The organism is Pseudocnuella soli, assembly GCF_004347775.1.
GTDB lineage: Bacteria > Bacteroidota > Bacteroidia > Chitinophagales > Chitinophagaceae > Flavisolibacter > Flavisolibacter aquaticus.
This window is the reverse complement of sequence record NZ_CP037755.1, coordinates 4,078,260-4,094,712: the sequence shown is the minus strand read 5'-3', so window position 1 is coordinate 4,094,712 and position 16,453 is coordinate 4,078,260. Positions and strand designations below refer to the sequence as shown.

Here is a 16,453-nt window from a genome sequence, read left to right as displayed (position 1 = left end):
AAAAAGCAAGACTGCTTCGTGGGTTTCCGGCTATTGTCAGCTCAGGTCCTTCGCTGTGCTCAGGATGACAGGGGCAATTGGCTCTGAAATATGATAATCGCTGCTCAAGGAAGAATGTAAACCATGAAGCAACTCTAGCGTCCCATTTTTCCTTAACAATCCCTTTTTACAACCTTCTTGGTAGTATTAGAAAAATATTTACCTTTGCGCCTCCCCAAAGAAGTTCTTTAATAAACCCGCTACCAAACCATCCGTTTGGCTGCGGTTGCAAGAGAGGAATTTGGGAGACAGACCCGTCGCTGAGATAGGCTGTCGCTTGAACCAATAAATCAGAACAAAATGGCAAAAGAAATCTCCGGCTATGTAAAGCTGCAGGTGAAGGGTGGCCAGGCCAACCCCGCACCTCCGATTGGTCCTGCGCTAGGTTCCAAGGGTGTTAACATCATGGAATTCTGCAAGCAGTTCAATGCCCGCACACAAGACAAAATGGGAAAAGTACTGCCTGTACTGCTCACCGTTTACACCGACAAGTCGTTCGACTTTGTTATCAAAACCCCTCCGGCTGCTATTCAGTTAAAGGATGCCGCCAAAATTCAATCAGGTTCAAAAGAGCCCAACCGTGCTAAAGTTGGTAAAGTATCCTGGGCACAGATCGAAGAGATCGCCAAGGATAAAATGCCCGACCTGAACGCGTTTACGCTGGAAAGCGCCATGAGCATGGTAGCCGGCACAGCCCGCAGCATGGGACTTACCGTAGAAGGTACTGCACCCTGGGAAAAATAAGTTTTTGAACCTCATTTAAAAAAGCTTGAATCATGGCTTTCATTCCTAAGAAAAGAAAAGCAGCCAACACTAAGGTGGATGCTAACAAAATATACTCGCTGAAGGAAGCTTCTTCGCTGGTGAAAGAAGTGAACACTACCAAATTCGACGCTTCTGTGGACATCCACATCCGCCTGGGTGTTGATCCTAAGAAAGCCGACCAGGCCATCCGCGGAACTGTTACCCTGCCACACGGCACCGGTAAAACCAAGCGTGTGCTGGTACTGTGCGGCCCCGACCAGGAAGCTGCTGCAAAAGGTGCAGGCGCCGACTTCGTAGGTCTGGACGAATTTGTACAAAAGATTGAAGGTGGCTGGACCGATGTGGACGTAATTGTGGCTACACCGGCTGTAATGCCTAAAATTGGTCGTCTGGGTAAAATCCTGGGTCCCCGCAACCTGATGCCAAACCCTAAGACCGGTACCGTTACCAACGATGTTGCCGCTGCGGTAACAGAAGTAAAGGGTGGAAAAATTGCGTTCAAGGTAGATAAAGCTGGTATCATCCACGCTTCGATCGGCCGCGTATCGTTTACCCCTGAGAAATTGACCGAGAACAGCCAGGAGCTGATCAACGCAATCATCAAGGCAAAGCCTTCTACTGCAAAAGGTACATACCTGAAGGGCCTGACCATGGCCAGCACCATGAGTCCCGGCATTACTGTGGATACCAAAGCATTTATTCACTAATCCTTCGACCAGTTCGGCAGGAACAAAATCTTTATCATGACTAAAGAGCAAAAGAACGAGATTATAGAAGTGTTGAAGGGTAAGTTTTCCCAGTACAACAACTTCTATGTTACCAATACAGAATCGCTCTCTGTAGAGCAGGTTTCCAAACTGCGCCGAGCTTGCTTCAGCAAGAACGTTGAGATGCGTGTGGCTAAAAACACCCTCATCAAAAAAGCGCTGGAATCGCTGGGCAACGAGCAATATGCAGGCATGTTCGATTCACTGAACAACGTAACAGCCCTCATGTTCTCCGAGAACCCTAAAGAGCCCGCTCTGATCCTTTCTACCTTCCGTCAGGAGTCGAAAGGTGAGAAGCCCGAGCTGAAGGCTGCCTTTATCAATGGCGATATTTACGCCGGCGACAACAACCTGGCTGCCCTCACTAAAATCAAGACCAAGAACGAGCTTATTGGCGAAGTTATCGGTCTGTTGCAATCGCCTGCTAAGCGTGTACTGGCTGCCTTGTTGCACCACCACGAGCAAAAAGCCGGCGGCGCAGAAGCTGCACCTGCAGAAGCACCAGCAGCTGAATAAGAAAGTACAGCTACAAGCTATTAGCTGCTAGCTTCAAGTAATAATTCACTTGCTGCTTAAGGCTGATAGCTTGCCGCTAAAAATAAACCCAGGCCTGAGGGTACAAACAAAAAGGCAAATTTTTTTAAACCTTCCGGCGGATCCCGCGTAAGGGGCGTGAAGTCGGAAAAAATTTAAACAACATGGCAGACGTTAAAGCACTTGCTGAACAACTGGTAGGCCTGACTGTAAAAGAAGTACAGGAACTGGCTGATTTTATGAAATCTGAATACGGCATCGAGCCTGCTGCTGCTACCGTAGTAGCTGGTCCTGCTGGTCCTGCTGCCGCTGCAGTAGAAGAAAAAACTTCTTTCGACGTAATCCTGAAATCTGCAGGTGGTTCTAAACTGAACGTAGTTAAGATCGTTAAAGATCTGACCGGTTTGGGCCTGAAAGAAGCAAAAGACCTGGTTGACGGCGCTCCGAAGCCCGTTAAAGAAGGTGTAGATAAAGCTACTGCCGAAGACATCGCTGCTAAGCTGAAAGAAGCTGGTGCTGATGTTGAAATCGCTTAATTGATTCTATCAATAGCATACAAAAGGGCTTTCCGAAAGGAAGGCCCTTTTTGTTGGGTTTCGGTTAGGCTTTGGCGTTATGATCATTATCGAAATGGCGAGCCTACGTCATTGCGAGGCGCCGCTTGGTGCTACAAATTATTATACACTACGGCGCCGAAGCAATCTCCTTAAACAGTGTAACAGCTTTGTGTTTCGATAAGCGAATCACTTTCTAGCCGGAGATTACTTCGGCGCACCAAACACAAACATCCACCAAGTTCATCCTGCGCCTCGCAATGATGGAGTGCAAAGGCACACCCATTACAACCCCAGATATGGCTTTATCTTTTCAAAGGTTGCTGCATCCAGGATCATGATGTTCTTAAGGTCATCCACCGATGCAAATGCCCCATGTTGCTCACGGTACGCCACAATCGCATTGGCCAATTTCCAATTAATATAAGGATGGCCGCTCAATACCTCTTTCGTTGCGGTGTTGATATTGATAGCTTGCAGAGCACCGCTTTCCACAACCAGCCGGCTCCTTATTTTTTGAAAAGTCGAATCTGGTAACCCAAATGTTTCACCCAACTGCTCCACCGAAGTGAACCCACCCAGCTTGCTGCGGAAGTTAACAATACGTGCCGCCAGTTTCGATCCAATACCAGGCAGTGCAATAAAAGCGCCTGTATCGGCAGTATTAATGTCAATGGTTTTAGGTGCTGTCTTTACAAACGGAGTTGGCGATGCCGCATATGCCGGTTCTTCCCACTTCTTTGCGGCCTGCGCCATTTGGATATATCCTTTCACCTGGTCGTAAAAACCGGGCGGCAAACCCCAGATTCTTGCCAGGTCCTGCGGTTTGTAAAAGCGGCCGCCTTTGCTTCGGTAATTGTTAATGGTGCGGATGGTTTTGTCCCTTAGGCCCAATTTGCGCCAGCCAGCTTCATCCAGCGTGTTGGGGTCAAACGCAAACAATTCGCCGGGGCGGAAGGCGTTTGCTTCGTCGGCTCGTTCAAAAGCGTATGACCGGTAATCTTCCGAAGGACCAACATTTGCCGGCACCTCTTTCAAACTGTCTGTTGCCAGTTGCGTGGCCTTGTCCAGCGGCTGCGGAATTTCCACTTGGTTGGGCGCCAGCAGGGGTAGCAAAAAGGCAAGGGCCAAAAGCAGCAGCAGGCCCATTACACCGGCACGATCTCTTTTGGAGAAATGGAGGTAGCCGGCCACCAATCGTTTCCAGCTCATAAGCAGTTGTTTTCAGAAATATAATATAAAAAAACTTCCGGTGCGGTTTTTGAGATGAATTAGCGCTTGTTGATAGGGGTAATTTGCTTACTTTTGCCCTCCTTAGTTTTGGCCAAAAACAATTTTGACGCAGCAAATAATGTCTAAGTGACTGACTTTCACCAGCTTTTATTTGAAAGAAAATAGAAGCAGGGAAAGTTTTTGCTCGTTTAAAACCTTAAACCGGTATTATTTAATATGCCTTCAACAACAATGAATCAGCGGGTCAATTTTGGTAAGATCGGGAATATAGCCGACACGCCTGACCTGCTCGCCGTTCAGATTCAGTCGTTTAAAGAGTTTTTTCAATTAGAGACCACTCCCGACAAGCGCAACGTAGAAGGTTTGTTTCGGGTGTTCAAGGAAAACTTTCCTATTACGGACACACGCAACATCTTCGTGCTGGAGTTTCTCGACTACTTTATCGATCCGCCCCGCTACACCATTGAAGAGTGTATGGAGCGTGGCCTTACTTACGCCGTGCCGCTGAAAGCCAAATTGCGCCTGAGTTGTAACGACGAAGAGCACATCGACTTCCAAACCATTGTTCAGGACGTGTTCCTGGGCAACATTCCTTATATGACCCCCCGCGGCACTTTTGTGATCAATGGTGCTGAGCGAGTGGTTGTATCTCAATTGCACCGTTCGCCGGGTGTGTTCTTTGGCCAGAGTGTGCACCCCAACGGTACTAAAATCTATTCTGCTCGTGTGATTCCTTTTAAAGGCGCATGGATGGAATTTGCGACCGACATCAACAACGTAATGTATGCGTACATCGACCGGAAGAAAAAGTTCCCGGTTACTACGCTGTTGCGTTCTATTGGTTTTGAAACGGACCGCGACATCCTGCAACTGTTTGGCATGGCCGATGAAGTGAAGGGCGAACGCAAAGCACTTCAGGAGCATGTGGGCAAACGCCTTGCAGCCCGTGTACTCCGCAGCTGGGTTGAAGATTTTGTAGATGAAGATACCGGTGAGGTTGTGTCGATCGAGCGGAACGAAGTAGTGCTGGAGCGTGACTCCGTGCTCGACGAAGAAGCCATTGATATGATTGCCGACATGGATGTAAAATCCGTGTTCCTGCAGCGCGAAGATGTGGGTGGTGACTACGCCATCATTTACAATACCCTGAACAAGGATACTTCCAACTCCGAGCTGGAAGCCGTTCAGGTAATCTACCGCCAGTTGCGCGGTGCCGATGCGCCGGACAACGAAACGGCTCGTGGCATCATCGACAAACTGTTTTTCTCCGACAAGCGTTACGACCTCGGCGAAGTAGGCCGTTACAAGATCAACCGCAAGTTGAACCTGAACGCCAAGCTGGAGCAAAAAACGTTGACGAAAGAAGATATTATCGAAATCATCAAATACCTGGTACGCCTTACAAACGGTAAAGCAGAGATCGATGACATCGATCACCTGTCTAACCGTCGTGTTCGTACCGTAGGCGAGCAGCTGTATGCGCAGTTCGGTGTTGGTTTGGCCCGTATGGCCCGTACCATCCGCGAACGCATGAACGTTCGGGACAACGAGGTATTTACGCCTGTTGACCTGATCAATGCACGTACGCTGTCGTCGGTGATCAATTCGTTCTTCGGTACCAGCCAGCTGTCGCAGTTCCTTGACCAAACCAACCCGCTGTCCGAAATCACGCACAAGCGTCGGATTTCCGCCCTCGGGCCTGGTGGTTTGAGCCGCGAACGTGCCGGCTTTGAGGTGCGTGACGTACACTACAGTCACTACGGCCGCCTGTGTACCATCGAAACACCGGAAGGACCAAACATCGGTCTGATCTCGACGCTTTGCGTACACGCCGCCATCAACGAAATGGGCTTTATTGAAACGCCTTACCGTAAAGTAACCAACGGTAAAGTGGACATGAAGCAACTGACGTTCCTGAGCGCCGAAGAAGAAGACAATGCAAAAATTGCCCAGGCAAATACGCCGCTGGATGAAAAGCACAATTTTGCAGAAGATAAAATTGTAAGCCGTGAAACCGGCGACTTCCCCATCCTCGACAAGAGCGAAGTGGAATACATGGACGTTGCCCCTAACCAAATCGTAGGTTTGTCCGCATCGCTGATTCCGTTCTTGGAGCACGATGATGCCAACCGTGCCCTGATGGGATCGAACATGCAACGCCAGGCGGTGCCGCTGCTGCGTCCTGATGTGCCCATTGTTGGTACTGGTTTGGAAGGTAAAGCTGCCCGTGATGCCCGCATTCAGATTCACGCTGAAGGTGAAGGTGTAGTTGAATTTGTGGATGCCAACGAAATTCATGTTCGGTACAACCGCAACGACGAGCAGCGTTTGGTTTCTTTTGAAGAAGACCTGAAAATTTACAAACTCACCAAGTTCATCAAAACCAACCAGGAAACCTCTATCAACCTGAAGCCTGCCGTGAAAAAAGGCCAGAAGGTTGCCGAAGGTGATTTCCTTACCGAAGGCTACGCTACTAAAGATGGTGAGCTGGCCCTGGGTAAAAACCTGAAAGTGGCATTCATGCCATGGAAAGGGTACAACTTCGAGGATGCCATCGTAATCTCGGAGCGGGTGGTTAAAGAAGACATGTTCACTTCGGTGCACATTTCGGAATACGAACTGGAAGTACGTGATACCAAACTGGGTGAAGAAGAACTGACCCCGGATATCCCCAACGTGTCGGAAGACGCTACCAAAGACCTGGACGAGAACGGTATCATCCGCATCGGTGCCCAGATCAAGGAAGGCGATATCATGATCGGTAAGATCACACCTAAAGGCGAATCTGATCCTACGCCGGAAGAAAAACTGCTCCGCGCCATCTTTGGCGACAAAGCGGGTGATGCTAAAGACGCTTCGCTGAAAGCACCCAACGGTGTGGAAGGTGTGGTGATCAACAAAAAGCTGTTCCAGCGTGCTAAAAAAGACAAGAACGCCAAGGTTCGTGAAAAAGCGGCCATCGAAAAACTGGAGCGCATCCACGAAAAGAATGTAAGCGATCTGAAAGAGGTGTTGCTGGATAAGCTGCTGACTTTGCTGAAAGAAAAGCCAAGCCAAAGCGTAAGCAACAACTTTGGAGAAGTGCTGATTGGTAAAGGCGCCCGGTTTACCCAAAAGAACCTGGCCCAGATCGATTATCAGAATGTAAACCCATTGGGTTGGACCGGCGACGCGAAAGTGGACGACCAGATCAACATTCTGCTGCACAACTTCAACATTAAATACAACGAGGAACTCGGTCGTTACAAACGTGAGAAGTTCAACATCTCCATTGGTGACGAACTGCCTGCAGGTGTATTGAAGCTGGCCAAAGTTTACATCGCTGTAAAGCGCAAGCTGAAAGTGGGTGATAAAATGGCGGGCCGCCACGGTAACAAAGGTATCGTTGCCAAGATCGTTCGTGCCGAAGACATGCCGTTCCTCGAGAATGGTGAGCCGGTAGATATTGTACTGAACCCGCTGGGTGTACCTTCCCGTATGAACCTGGGCCAGATCTATGAAACGGTTCTGGGTTGGGCAGGTATGAACCTGGGTACCAAGTTTGCCACACCAATTTTCGATGGTGCCAGCACCGAAGATATTGCGTCGTTCTGCGAACAAGCCGGTATCCCAATGTTTGGTCACACCTACCTGTATGATGGTGAAACCGGTGAACGCTTCCACCAGAAAGCAACCGTGGGTGTTATCTACATCATCAAACTGCACCACATGGTGGATGATAAAATGCACGCCCGTTCCATCGGACCATACTCACTCATCACGCAACAGCCCCTGGGTGGTAAAGCCCAGTTTGGTGGTCAGCGTTTTGGTGAAATGGAAGTGTGGGCACTGGAAGCATACGGTGCTGCCAACATCCTGCAGGAACTGCTTACCATCAAGTCGGACGATATCATTGGTCGTGCCAAGACCTATGAGGCCATCGTTAAGGGCGAGAACATTCCCCGCGCTGGCATTCCAGAGTCGTTCAACGTATTGGTGCACGAACTGCGTGGCCTGGGTCTGGACCTCAAGTTTGAATAAGCATTTTATAAAAAACATAGCAAAGCCGCTTCGAAAGAAGCGGCTTTTTTTGTGTTCAACAATGGGCAATTGCTGGCCTCTTTGCAACATTCAATTATTTTAATGTATACCAAAGTTTGTTGCGTAGTACATTTACCGAAACCTTAATGCACATGCAGAACCGTCGGAAATTTTTGGCGCAGGCCACTATGGCTGTTGCCGCAACTGGTATTGCAAACAACACTGTGAAAGCTGCCGATGCCGCCAATGGTAAATTCATACACCACGTTTATTTTTGGCTCAATAACCCCACCAGCACTGCCGACCGCGATAAGTTGGTTGAAGGGCTGCGGACACTGGTAAAAATCAAAGACATTCAAATGAGCCACATTGGTGTTCCTGCCGATACAAACCGCGAAGTAATTGATCGTTCCTATGCCGTATCGTGGCTGTTGGTGTTTGGCGATAAGGCTGCACAGGACCGCTACCAGGTAGACCCGGTACACCTTGATTTTGTAAAAAACTACAGCCACCTGTGGAAGAAAGTAGTGGTGTACGATTCGGTTGACGCCTAACGATACAAACCCTTTTTTTGCTACAGCAAAAACAATAAACCTAGTAAAACAAAAAGCTCCGATTGGAGCTTTTTGTTTTGTTGTAATGCTGAAAAAAAGATTGCGTTTACAAATGGCTTTACTTAAGGTTTCAATAAAAGTTACACTGCTATTTTTTATCGAGCAAAAATGACTTCAGCGCTTCGAAGCTCGGCTCCATCTTGATGCTTTGTTTTTCTTTTCCAAACAATCCTTGTATCGACTGTGGCACTTCAATCTTTTGCCCGGTTGCCTGCTCTACAGCCTCCGGAAACTTCACCGGGTGGGCGGTTTCAAGGATATATCCTTTTTGCGCCGGGTGCTGTTGCAGGTATCGCTCCAGCGATAAATATGCTACGGCGCCGTGCGGGTCCAGCACATAATTTTGTTCGCCAAAAACCCGCGCAATAGTGGCCTTGGTTTCCTCATCCGACACTGATGTGGCACTCAGTTTATTTTTAAGTGCAGCAAATTCGTTTTGAAAAATTTCCAGAATGCGTACGAAGTTGCTGGGGTCGCCTACATCCATTGCATTGGAAAGTGTGGCAACTGCTTCCTTTGCCGCATAGTTGCCCGATTGCAGGTATTGCGGCACAATATCGTTGGCATTGCAGGCCGCAATAAAATGCTGTACCGGCAACCCCGATTGTGCTGCCAGCACACCTGCGCAAATGTTGCCAAAGTTGCCGCTCGGTACACAAATTACCGGCGGGTTTTCTTTATCGGCCCACTGTTGCCATGCAAAGAAATAATACACTTGCTGCGGCAGCCAGCGTGCTACGTTGATGGAGTTGGCCGAAGTAAGAAACAGTTCTTTTTGCAAAGTATCGTCGGCAAAGGCCTGCTTAACCATGCGCTGGCAATCGTCAAAGCGGCCGGCCACTTCCAGCGCCGTCACGTTTTTACCCAGGGTTGTAAGCTGTAGCTCCTGCACCGGGCTTACCTTACCGGATGGATAAAGAATCACCACATCTACGCCTTCAACGCCGTAAAAGCCATTGGCAACAGCGCCGCCGGTATCGCCTGATGTGGCCACCAGCACCGTTACTTTTCCATTTTGGCCCTGCACAAAATAGCCAAGGCACCGGCTCATAAACCGGGCGCCCACATCTTTAAATGCCAGCGTTGGCCCGTGATACAACTCCAGCGATTGTATGTTTTCGGTTATGGGTACCAGTGGGAAATCAAACGCCACTGTTTCCGCAACAATGCGTTGCAGCTCGCTGCGCGGAATACTGTTGCCCACATAAGGCGCAATCACCTGCAATGCCACTTCTTCCTTGGAGTAAAAGTTGATCTCGTTGATAAAATCGTTGGGCAGAAATGGAATGTGCTCGGGAAAATACAAGCCTTTATCCGGGGCTTGTCCGTTGATGGTAGCGGTGCGGAAATCAACCGCGGGTGCTTGTTTATTGAGGCTGTGAAATTGCATGTTGCTGTTTGGAAAATGATTTGAAGGTTTAGATTTAGTGGTTTAGGTAAATAAGAAATGGTTTCCTAAACAACTACGGTAACGCCTTGTCCGTTTACCCGCGTTACATAAGTGTGGTGCTCCAACCCAATGCGCTGGTAAGTTTCTTGCATGATGTTGGACACGGCTTCGGCGGTATCTTTATCCTTGCTGAGCATAAAAATAGAAGGGCCTGAGCCTGAAATACCGCCACCCAATGCACCTGCTTCAATGGATTTTGATTTAACCTCGGCAAAGCCCGGAATTAAAATACTGCGCAGCGGCTCAATGATCACATCTTCCAGCGACCGGCCAATGAGGTCGTAATCCGATTTCATAAAACCCGCCACCAGGCCCGCAATATTGCCCCATTGCTTGATGGCGTCTTTCAGCAAAACTTCCTTGCGCAGGATCTGGCGTGCATCGGAGGTCTTTACTTCAATCTGCGGATGCACCACCGTTACATACAGCTCGGGTGCTGGTATGGAAATAATATCCAGTGGGTAAATGGAACGGATCAGCGTGATGCCTCCGTAAATGCAAGGCGCAATATTGTCGGCATGCTTTACACCTGATGCTACTTTTTCGCCAAAAAGCGCAAAGCGTACCAGGTCTTCTTTGCTAAAACGCAGGTTCAGCAAATGATTGGCGGCCACCACGGCACCAGCCGCACTGGCTGCACTGGAGCCAATGCCGCTGCCCGGTTTGATGGCTTTGTGGATGAGCACTTCAAATCCGATGGATTCGTCCAGCTCCTTGATCATTTCAACCAGCGGCGCACCGGCAGTGTTTTGCAACGGATCGGTGGGCAAGGGATAGCCATCGGCACTTTGAACGATTACTTTGCGTTCGTTCAGCAGCCGCACTTCCATGGTATCGTATGGTGCTTCCAGGCAAAGGCCCAGCACATCGAAGCCGCAAACAAGGTTGGCTACCGTTCCCGGCGCCTGTACTTTTATTGAAGTCATTGGGTTGGCTTTTGGCCGTTAGCTATTAGTTATTAGCTAATAGCATCGGGCAAGGAAAAGTTATTTCAGAAAAGCTAATAGCTAATGGCTAAAAGCTTGCAGCTTATTAAATCCTCGCCGCCCTGATCACATCGGCAAACACTCCTGATGCGGTTACCTCGGCACCGGCGCCGGCGCCTTTTACCACCATCGGTTGCTCGGTGTAACGGTTGGTGTAGAACAGCACAATATTGTCTTTGCCATAAAGATGGAAAAAGTCGTGTGCCGGGTCAATATGTTGCAGGCCCACTGCGGCTTTGCCATTGTGGTATTGCGCTACAAACTTCAGCTTTTTACCTTCCGCATTGGCCGTATCCAGCAGGCTTCTGAAATGCGGTTCCTGGCGTTCCATTTCGGCATAAAAATCTTCCACGCTGCCTTGCATGCAACTTTCCGGCATAAACGGCTGGTTGGTGATGTCTTCCATTTCCAGTTGCTCGCCGGCTTCCCTTGCTAGGATCAGGATCTTGCGGGCCACATCGGTACCGCTCAGGTCGAGCCGCGGGTCGGGCTCGGTATAGCCTTCTTCCTGCGCCTGCCGCACCACCTGTGCAAAGCTGCGGGTGCCGTCGTAATTGTTGAACACAAAATTGAGTGTGCCGCTGAGTACTGCCTGCATTTTTTGCACGGCATCGCCGCTGCGCAACAGGTCGTTGATGGTGCCAATGATGGGCAGACTTGCACCCACGTTTGTTTCAAAATGAAAGGCAGCGTTGTATTCGCGGGAAAGATCTTTGAGCTTGCGGTAATGTACATACGGTGATGAACAAGCGATTTTGTTGCACGCCACTACCGATATGCTACGCTCCAGCAACTGGTCATATATGGATGCCACTTGCGCATTGGCTGTTACATCTACAAACACGGAGTTGCGCAGGTTTTTTTCTTCAATTTTTTGCACAAACTGCTGCAACTCCATAGGCTCACCGCCGTCCAGTTGCGCTTTCCAGTTGTTTAAATCAATACCGTTATCGGCAAATAGCATTTTGCGGCTGTTGGCCAAGCCAATCAGGCGTATTTGCAGGTGCAGGTGTTGCTGCAGGTATTGCACCTGCTGCTGCATTTGCGCCAGCAATTTGCCGCCTACATTGCCGGTGCCAATCACAAAAAGGTTGACCTGCTTATAGGTTGTTTCAAAAAATGCCTCGTGCAACACGTTCACTGCTTTTTTTACATCGGCTGATGCGATCACGGCGGAAATATTTCGTTCTGATGAACCTTGAGCAATGGCCCGCACATTGATGCCGTTGCGGCCGATTGCAGCAAACATTTTTCCGCTGGTTCCGGCGTGGCTTTTCATATTGTCGCCCACTACGGCTATAATGGAAAGGCCGGTTTCAACCGACAGCGGGTTTACTTTGCCTGCTTCAATTTCAGGGTCGAAAGCCTTGTCCACGGCCAGTTTTGCTCTTTCGGCTGCGTTTTCGTTTACGCCCACGCAAATAGAGTGCTCCGACGATGCCTGCGTGATGAGTATCACGTTGATGTTGCTGTTGGCCAGTGCCTCAAACAAGCGTTTGCTAAAGCCCGGGATGCCCACCATGCTGCTGCCTTCCAGTGAAAGCAACGCAATATTGTTGATGCTGGAAATGCCGCGAATGGTATTGCCGTTGCCGGCCACTTCGGCTTTGATCACAGTGCCGTAATCGGCAGGTGCGAACGTATTTTTTACCCAAACCGGTATGCCTTTGTGCATCAGCGGCGATACGGTGGGCGGGTATATAACTTTTGCACCAAAATGCGACAACTCCATGGCTTCGTGGTAGGAGATCTGCACAATGGGGCGTGCATTGGTTACCAGCCTTGGGTCAGCGGTCATCATGCCTGATACGTCGGTCCAGATTTCCACTTCCGTTGCATTTAAGGCTGCGCCATAAATAGCCGCGGTATAGTCCGAGCCACCGCGACCCAGCGTGGTGGTTACACCTTGTTCATTGGCCGCTACAAAGCCCGGCGCAATAAAGAGTTGCGCATTTGCTGCCGCAAAATGGTCTTTGATTTTTTCTTCGGTTGCCGCTACATCAACGGTGGCGTTGGTAAACCTGCTGTCGGTTACAATCATTTGCCGCGAATCGATCCATTGGTTTTCCAATCCTTCCGATGCCCAGTAAGCTGAAATGATTTGCGAAGAAAGCAACTCGCCGTAGGCCAGCAGCTTATCGCGGGTACGATCCGAAAATTCGCCCAGCAGGAAAATGCCATTGCACAGGTCTTCCACTTCGTGGCATTGCTGCATCACACGGCTCAGCAGTGCGCTTTGGTGGGTGAGGGGCAGCAGGTTTTGTACCGCATCGAGGTGGCGTTGGGTTACTTCCTGCAGGTCTTGTTTATACGCTACATTGCCTTGGGCCGCCAGTGTGCCGCAGCGCAGCAGTGCATCGGTTACGCCACTCAGGGCCGATACCACCACCAGCGCTTTTCCCGTGGCCACTTTTTCCCGAACGATGGCTGTAACTTTCTTTATATTTTCAGCATGTGCCACCGAAGTGCCACCAAATTTTAATACAAACATTTGAGGGTATTTAAACAAACAGTTTGGTTACTGTATAAGCGTAATAAATTGGAGTGTTAACTCGGTATTCAGCGCAGGGGCCCAACAGGCAATATGACTACAGACAACCCTTTCGGGTTGTAATAATGGTGATGGTTGTAGTGCGGGCAATAGTCATAGTAAGGCCGGTTGCCGTAATGGAAGGAATGATATGGTGTGTAGAATAAAACACGTGGATAGAGTGCCAAGGTAAAGATTATTCAATAAACAGGCAAAATTTATAAAAATTATTTTATGAAATGCTGCCTTCGCTGTACTTTCATACGCTTGCAAGGATGCTGCCATATCAAATTAATGATTACTATTTCATCACTGAAAGGATAAACGTTCATGGATCACAACGCTTCCCGCGGATTGCAGCAGTTTAAAAACAGTGTCGGCATCAAGTTTCAACTGTACAATTCCCTATTTACTTCACTACCGTTTCACCGCATCGAAAAAACAGGTGTGCAGCTTTCGCTGTTGCTCAATCATTGCGAAGAAGGCTTTAAGAAAAAGCAAAGCCCGGAGCAGATCATCGATGATTTTTTCCAGCGCTATACCATGCTCTCCAGCCCACGCGAACAGATCGATGTGCTGTTTCGTTTTGTGCAATACGTGGAGCGGCAGGTGGTGCTGTTTGATGCACTGGAAGATGCTGCTTTTAAAGAAGTGCACGACATCAATGGTGCCGGCTCACTCAAGCACCTAGAAAGTGAAGTGCTGCAGACGGGCAGCGAAGAGGAGCTGTCTGAAAAGCTGAAAGACTTTGCCATCCGGCTGGTGCTTACGGCGCATCCCACGCAGTTTTATCCCGGCCCGGTATTGGGCATCATCCACGATCTTTCCAAAGCACTGTCCGATAATAATGCGCAGCTGGTAAACCTGCTGTTGCAGCAGTTGGGTAAAACGCCATTTTTCAAAAAACAAAAGCCCACACCTTATGATGAAGCAGTGAGCCTGGTGTGGTATTTAGAAAATATTTTTTACAACGCTGCAGGCCGCATTGTTACGTATTTAAAAGAGCGTTTCCCGCATGCACTTTCATCGCAAAATGCGGTGATCAATATGGGCTTTTGGCCCGGTGGCGACCGCGACGGCAACCCGAACGTAACCACCGAAACAACGCTGAAAGTGGCGGCAGCGCTGCGTTCCAGCGTGCTGAAATGTTATTATCTTGATGTGCGCAAGCTAAAGCGGCGGCTTACTTTCCGCGGGCTTGATGTGATCCTCATCGAGCTGGAAGAACGCCTGTACACCAACCTGTTTATACCGGGCCACCAGCTGGATATTTCCCGCGATTTTATTTTGGAAAAACTGCAGGCCATTCGTGATATACTGGTACACCAGCACAATGGTTTGTTCCTCAACCAGCTCGACCTGTTGATCAACAAAGTGCAGGTGTTCGGGATGCATTTTGCATCGCTGGACATCAGGCAGGACAGCGACAGCCACGGGCAGGTGCTGGAGGCCATTGCTGCAAAAGGCGCGGGGCTGCCCACCAATTATGCGCAACTTTCAGAAGAAGAGCAGGAGCGGTTACTCACCCAAATCAGCACCCCGGCCAACGCCGACAGCTTTGATGATCCGTTGGTAAAAGACACGCTGCTTTCGGTAGGTGCGGTAAAAACAATCCAACAGGAAAACGGCGAGCTGGGTTGCCATCGTTATATCATCAGCCAGTGCAACAAGGCCAGGAATGTGCTGGAAGTGTACGGATTGTTCCTGCTGGGTGGCTGGAAAAAAGCGGACATGTGTGTAGATATTGTGCCGCTGTTTGAAACCATCGATGACCTGCGCCATGCACCGGACATCATGCGCCGCCTGTACGAAAACGAAGATTATAAAAGCCACCTGCGCCTGCGCCGCAATACGCAAACCATCATGGTGGGCTTTTCGGATGGCACCAAAGATGGTGGCTACCTGATGGCCAATTGGAGCATTTACAAAGCAAAGGAAGAATTAACCCAGGTTTCTAAAGAATACGGCATCGATGTGGTGTTCTTTGATGGCCGTGGCGGTCCTCCTGCACGGGGCGGTGGCAAAACACATAAGTTTTATGCATCGATGGGCAAGAATATTTCCAATAAAGAAATACAACTGACTATTCAGGGCCAAACAGTTTCATCCAACTTTGGCACCATCGATTCGGCACAATTCAATATTGAGCAATTGCTTAATGCCGGTATTACCAATGATTTATTTCCACGCAAGGAGCGCCTGCTCGATGATGGCGATGTTGCCTTGATGCAGGAACTTGCAGACGAAGGCTTGAAATCGTACCAGGCGTTGAAAGAGCATCCGCTCTTTTTGCCATACCTGTCGCATGTAAGTCCATTGAAGTTTTACGCCGAAACCAACATCGGCAGCCGCCCGGCAAAACGTAGTGCTAATGCAAAGCTATCGCTGAAAGATTTGCGGGCCATTCCGTTCGTGGGTTCATGGAGCCAGCTCAAACAAAACGTGCCGGGTTATTACGGCGTGGGCAGTTCGCTGAAAGAGTTGGAAAGCCGCGGCAAGATGGGCCAATTGAAAGAACTGTATCGGTCGTCGCTTTTTTTTAAAACGCTTATTGATAACTGTGAGATGGCGATGCGTAAATGCTTTTTCCCCCTCACTGCATACCTGGCCGATGACCCACAGTTTGGTGAAATCTGGCGCATGATTTACGAAGAGTACGAGCTGACGCAGCGTTACATTTTGCAACTGACCGATAAGACCGAACTGATGGCCGATTACCCGGTGGACCAGTTGTCGATTCAAATGCGGGAACGCATCGTGTTGCCGCTTACTACCATCCAGCAATATGCCATTTGCGTGATCCGCAAAATTGAGGCAGGCCAGCATCCTGCCGAAGGCCGCGAATCGCTGGAAAGGCTGCTGGTGCGCTGTTCGTTTGGTATCATCAATGCCGGCCGCAACTCGGCTTAGCAGCGGATTTGCAATAGTTAAGGCTGCATTTTTTTATTGCTACACAAAAAA

The 16,453-nt window shown here is 49.3% G+C and carries 11 protein-coding genes; 7 read left to right on the top strand and 4 right to left on the bottom strand.

The features are described from left to right. Positions 1-339 precede the first annotated feature (339 nt). The 4 genes from rplK (at position 340) to rplL (ending at position 2,641) form a co-directional block, all read left to right on the top strand. Positions 340-783: a 50S ribosomal protein L11 gene (gene rplK / locus EPD17_RS16830; protein ID WP_114234994.1), complete on the top strand. Its 444-nt coding sequence runs from the start codon at positions 340-342 to the stop codon at positions 781-783. A gap of 32 nt (positions 784-815) precedes the next feature. Further along, positions 816-1,511, top strand: a complete 696-nt coding sequence (gene rplA / locus EPD17_RS16825) for a 50S ribosomal protein L1 (protein WP_114234995.1) — start codon at positions 816-818, stop codon at positions 1,509-1,511. A gap of 36 nt (positions 1,512-1,547) precedes the next feature. Further along, positions 1,548-2,087 carry a 50S ribosomal protein L10 gene (rplJ, locus tag EPD17_RS16820; RefSeq protein WP_114234996.1) on the top strand — a complete coding sequence of 180 codons (540 nt, stop codon included), beginning with the start codon at positions 1,548-1,550 and terminating at the stop codon, positions 2,085-2,087. Positions 2,088-2,269: 182 nt separating this feature from the next. Beyond that, positions 2,270-2,641, top strand: a complete 372-nt coding sequence (gene rplL / locus EPD17_RS16815) for a 50S ribosomal protein L7/L12 (protein WP_114234997.1) — start codon at positions 2,270-2,272, stop codon at positions 2,639-2,641. Between the two features lie 303 nt (positions 2,642-2,944). Here the strand turns inward: rplL and EPD17_RS16810 are convergent, their stop codons facing one another. Beyond that, positions 2,945-3,871 carry a helix-hairpin-helix domain-containing protein gene (locus tag EPD17_RS16810; RefSeq protein ID WP_132055724.1) on the bottom strand — a complete coding sequence of 309 codons (927 nt, stop codon included), beginning with the start codon at positions 3,869-3,871 and terminating at the stop codon, positions 2,945-2,947. Positions 3,872-4,108: 237 nt separating this feature from the next. On the opposite strand from EPD17_RS16810, the gene rpoB reads away from it, so the two are divergent. Both rpoB and EPD17_RS16800 read left to right on the top strand, forming a co-directional pair. Beyond that, positions 4,109-7,912, top strand: a complete 3,804-nt coding sequence (gene rpoB / locus EPD17_RS16805; protein ID WP_114234999.1) for a DNA-directed RNA polymerase subunit beta — start codon at positions 4,109-4,111, stop codon at positions 7,910-7,912. Positions 7,913-8,064: 152 nt separating this feature from the next. Continuing rightward, on the top strand, positions 8,065-8,466 hold the full coding sequence (locus EPD17_RS16800) for a Dabb family protein (RefSeq protein ID WP_240040652.1): 402 nt from the start codon (positions 8,065-8,067) through the stop codon (positions 8,464-8,466). A 148-nt stretch (positions 8,467-8,614) separates the two neighbouring features. On the opposite strand, the gene thrC is transcribed toward EPD17_RS16800, so the two are convergent. The 3 genes from thrC to thrA form a co-directional block, all read right to left on the bottom strand. Then, positions 8,615-9,916, bottom strand: coding sequence for a threonine synthase (thrC, locus tag EPD17_RS16795; protein WP_132055723.1), 1,302 nt, complete (start codon positions 9,914-9,916; stop codon positions 8,615-8,617). A gap of 65 nt (positions 9,917-9,981) precedes the next feature. Beyond that, the gene (locus EPD17_RS16790) at positions 9,982-10,902 is read right to left on the bottom strand and encodes a homoserine kinase (protein WP_132055722.1); all 921 of its coding nucleotides are present in this window, start codon (positions 10,900-10,902) and stop codon (positions 9,982-9,984) included. A gap of 106 nt (positions 10,903-11,008) precedes the next feature. Continuing rightward, on the bottom strand, positions 11,009-13,453 hold the full coding sequence (thrA, locus tag EPD17_RS16785; protein ID WP_132055721.1) for a bifunctional aspartate kinase/homoserine dehydrogenase I: 2,445 nt from the start codon (positions 13,451-13,453) through the stop codon (positions 11,009-11,011). Positions 13,454-13,822: 369 nt separating this feature from the next. Here thrA and EPD17_RS16780 point away from each other — a divergent pair, with 369 nt between their 5' ends. Then, entirely contained in the window at positions 13,823-16,402 is a 2,580-nt protein-coding gene (locus tag EPD17_RS16780) for a phosphoenolpyruvate carboxylase (RefSeq protein ID WP_132055720.1), read from the top strand. Positions 16,403-16,453 lie beyond the last annotated feature (51 nt).

Bases quoted from the DNA above. Each gene is read 5' to 3' on its own strand.
- rplK (WP_114234994.1), top strand. From the start codon at position 340: ATGGCAAAAGAAATCTCCGGCTATGTAAAGCTGCAGGTGAAGGGTGGC.
- rplA (WP_114234995.1), top strand. From the start codon at position 816: ATGGCTTTCATTCCTAAGAAAAGAAAAGCAGCCAACACTAAGGTGGAT.
- rplJ (WP_114234996.1), top strand. From the start codon at position 1,548: ATGACTAAAGAGCAAAAGAACGAGATTATAGAAGTGTTGAAGGGTAAG.
- rplL (WP_114234997.1), top strand. From the start codon at position 2,270: ATGGCAGACGTTAAAGCACTTGCTGAACAACTGGTAGGCCTGACTGTA.
- EPD17_RS16810 (WP_132055724.1), bottom strand. From the start codon at position 3,871: ATGAGCTGGAAACGATTGGTGGCCGGCTACCTCCATTTCTCCAAAAGA.
- rpoB (WP_114234999.1), top strand. From the start codon at position 4,109: ATGCCTTCAACAACAATGAATCAGCGGGTCAATTTTGGTAAGATCGGG.
- EPD17_RS16800 (WP_240040652.1), top strand. From the start codon at position 8,065: ATGCAGAACCGTCGGAAATTTTTGGCGCAGGCCACTATGGCTGTTGCC.
- thrC (WP_132055723.1), bottom strand. From the start codon at position 9,916: ATGCAATTTCACAGCCTCAATAAACAAGCACCCGCGGTTGATTTCCGC.
- EPD17_RS16790 (WP_132055722.1), bottom strand. From the start codon at position 10,902: ATGACTTCAATAAAAGTACAGGCGCCGGGAACGGTAGCCAACCTTGTT.
- thrA (WP_132055721.1), bottom strand. From the start codon at position 13,453: ATGTTTGTATTAAAATTTGGTGGCACTTCGGTGGCACATGCTGAAAAT.
- EPD17_RS16780 (WP_132055720.1), top strand. From the start codon at position 13,823: ATGGATCACAACGCTTCCCGCGGATTGCAGCAGTTTAAAAACAGTGTC.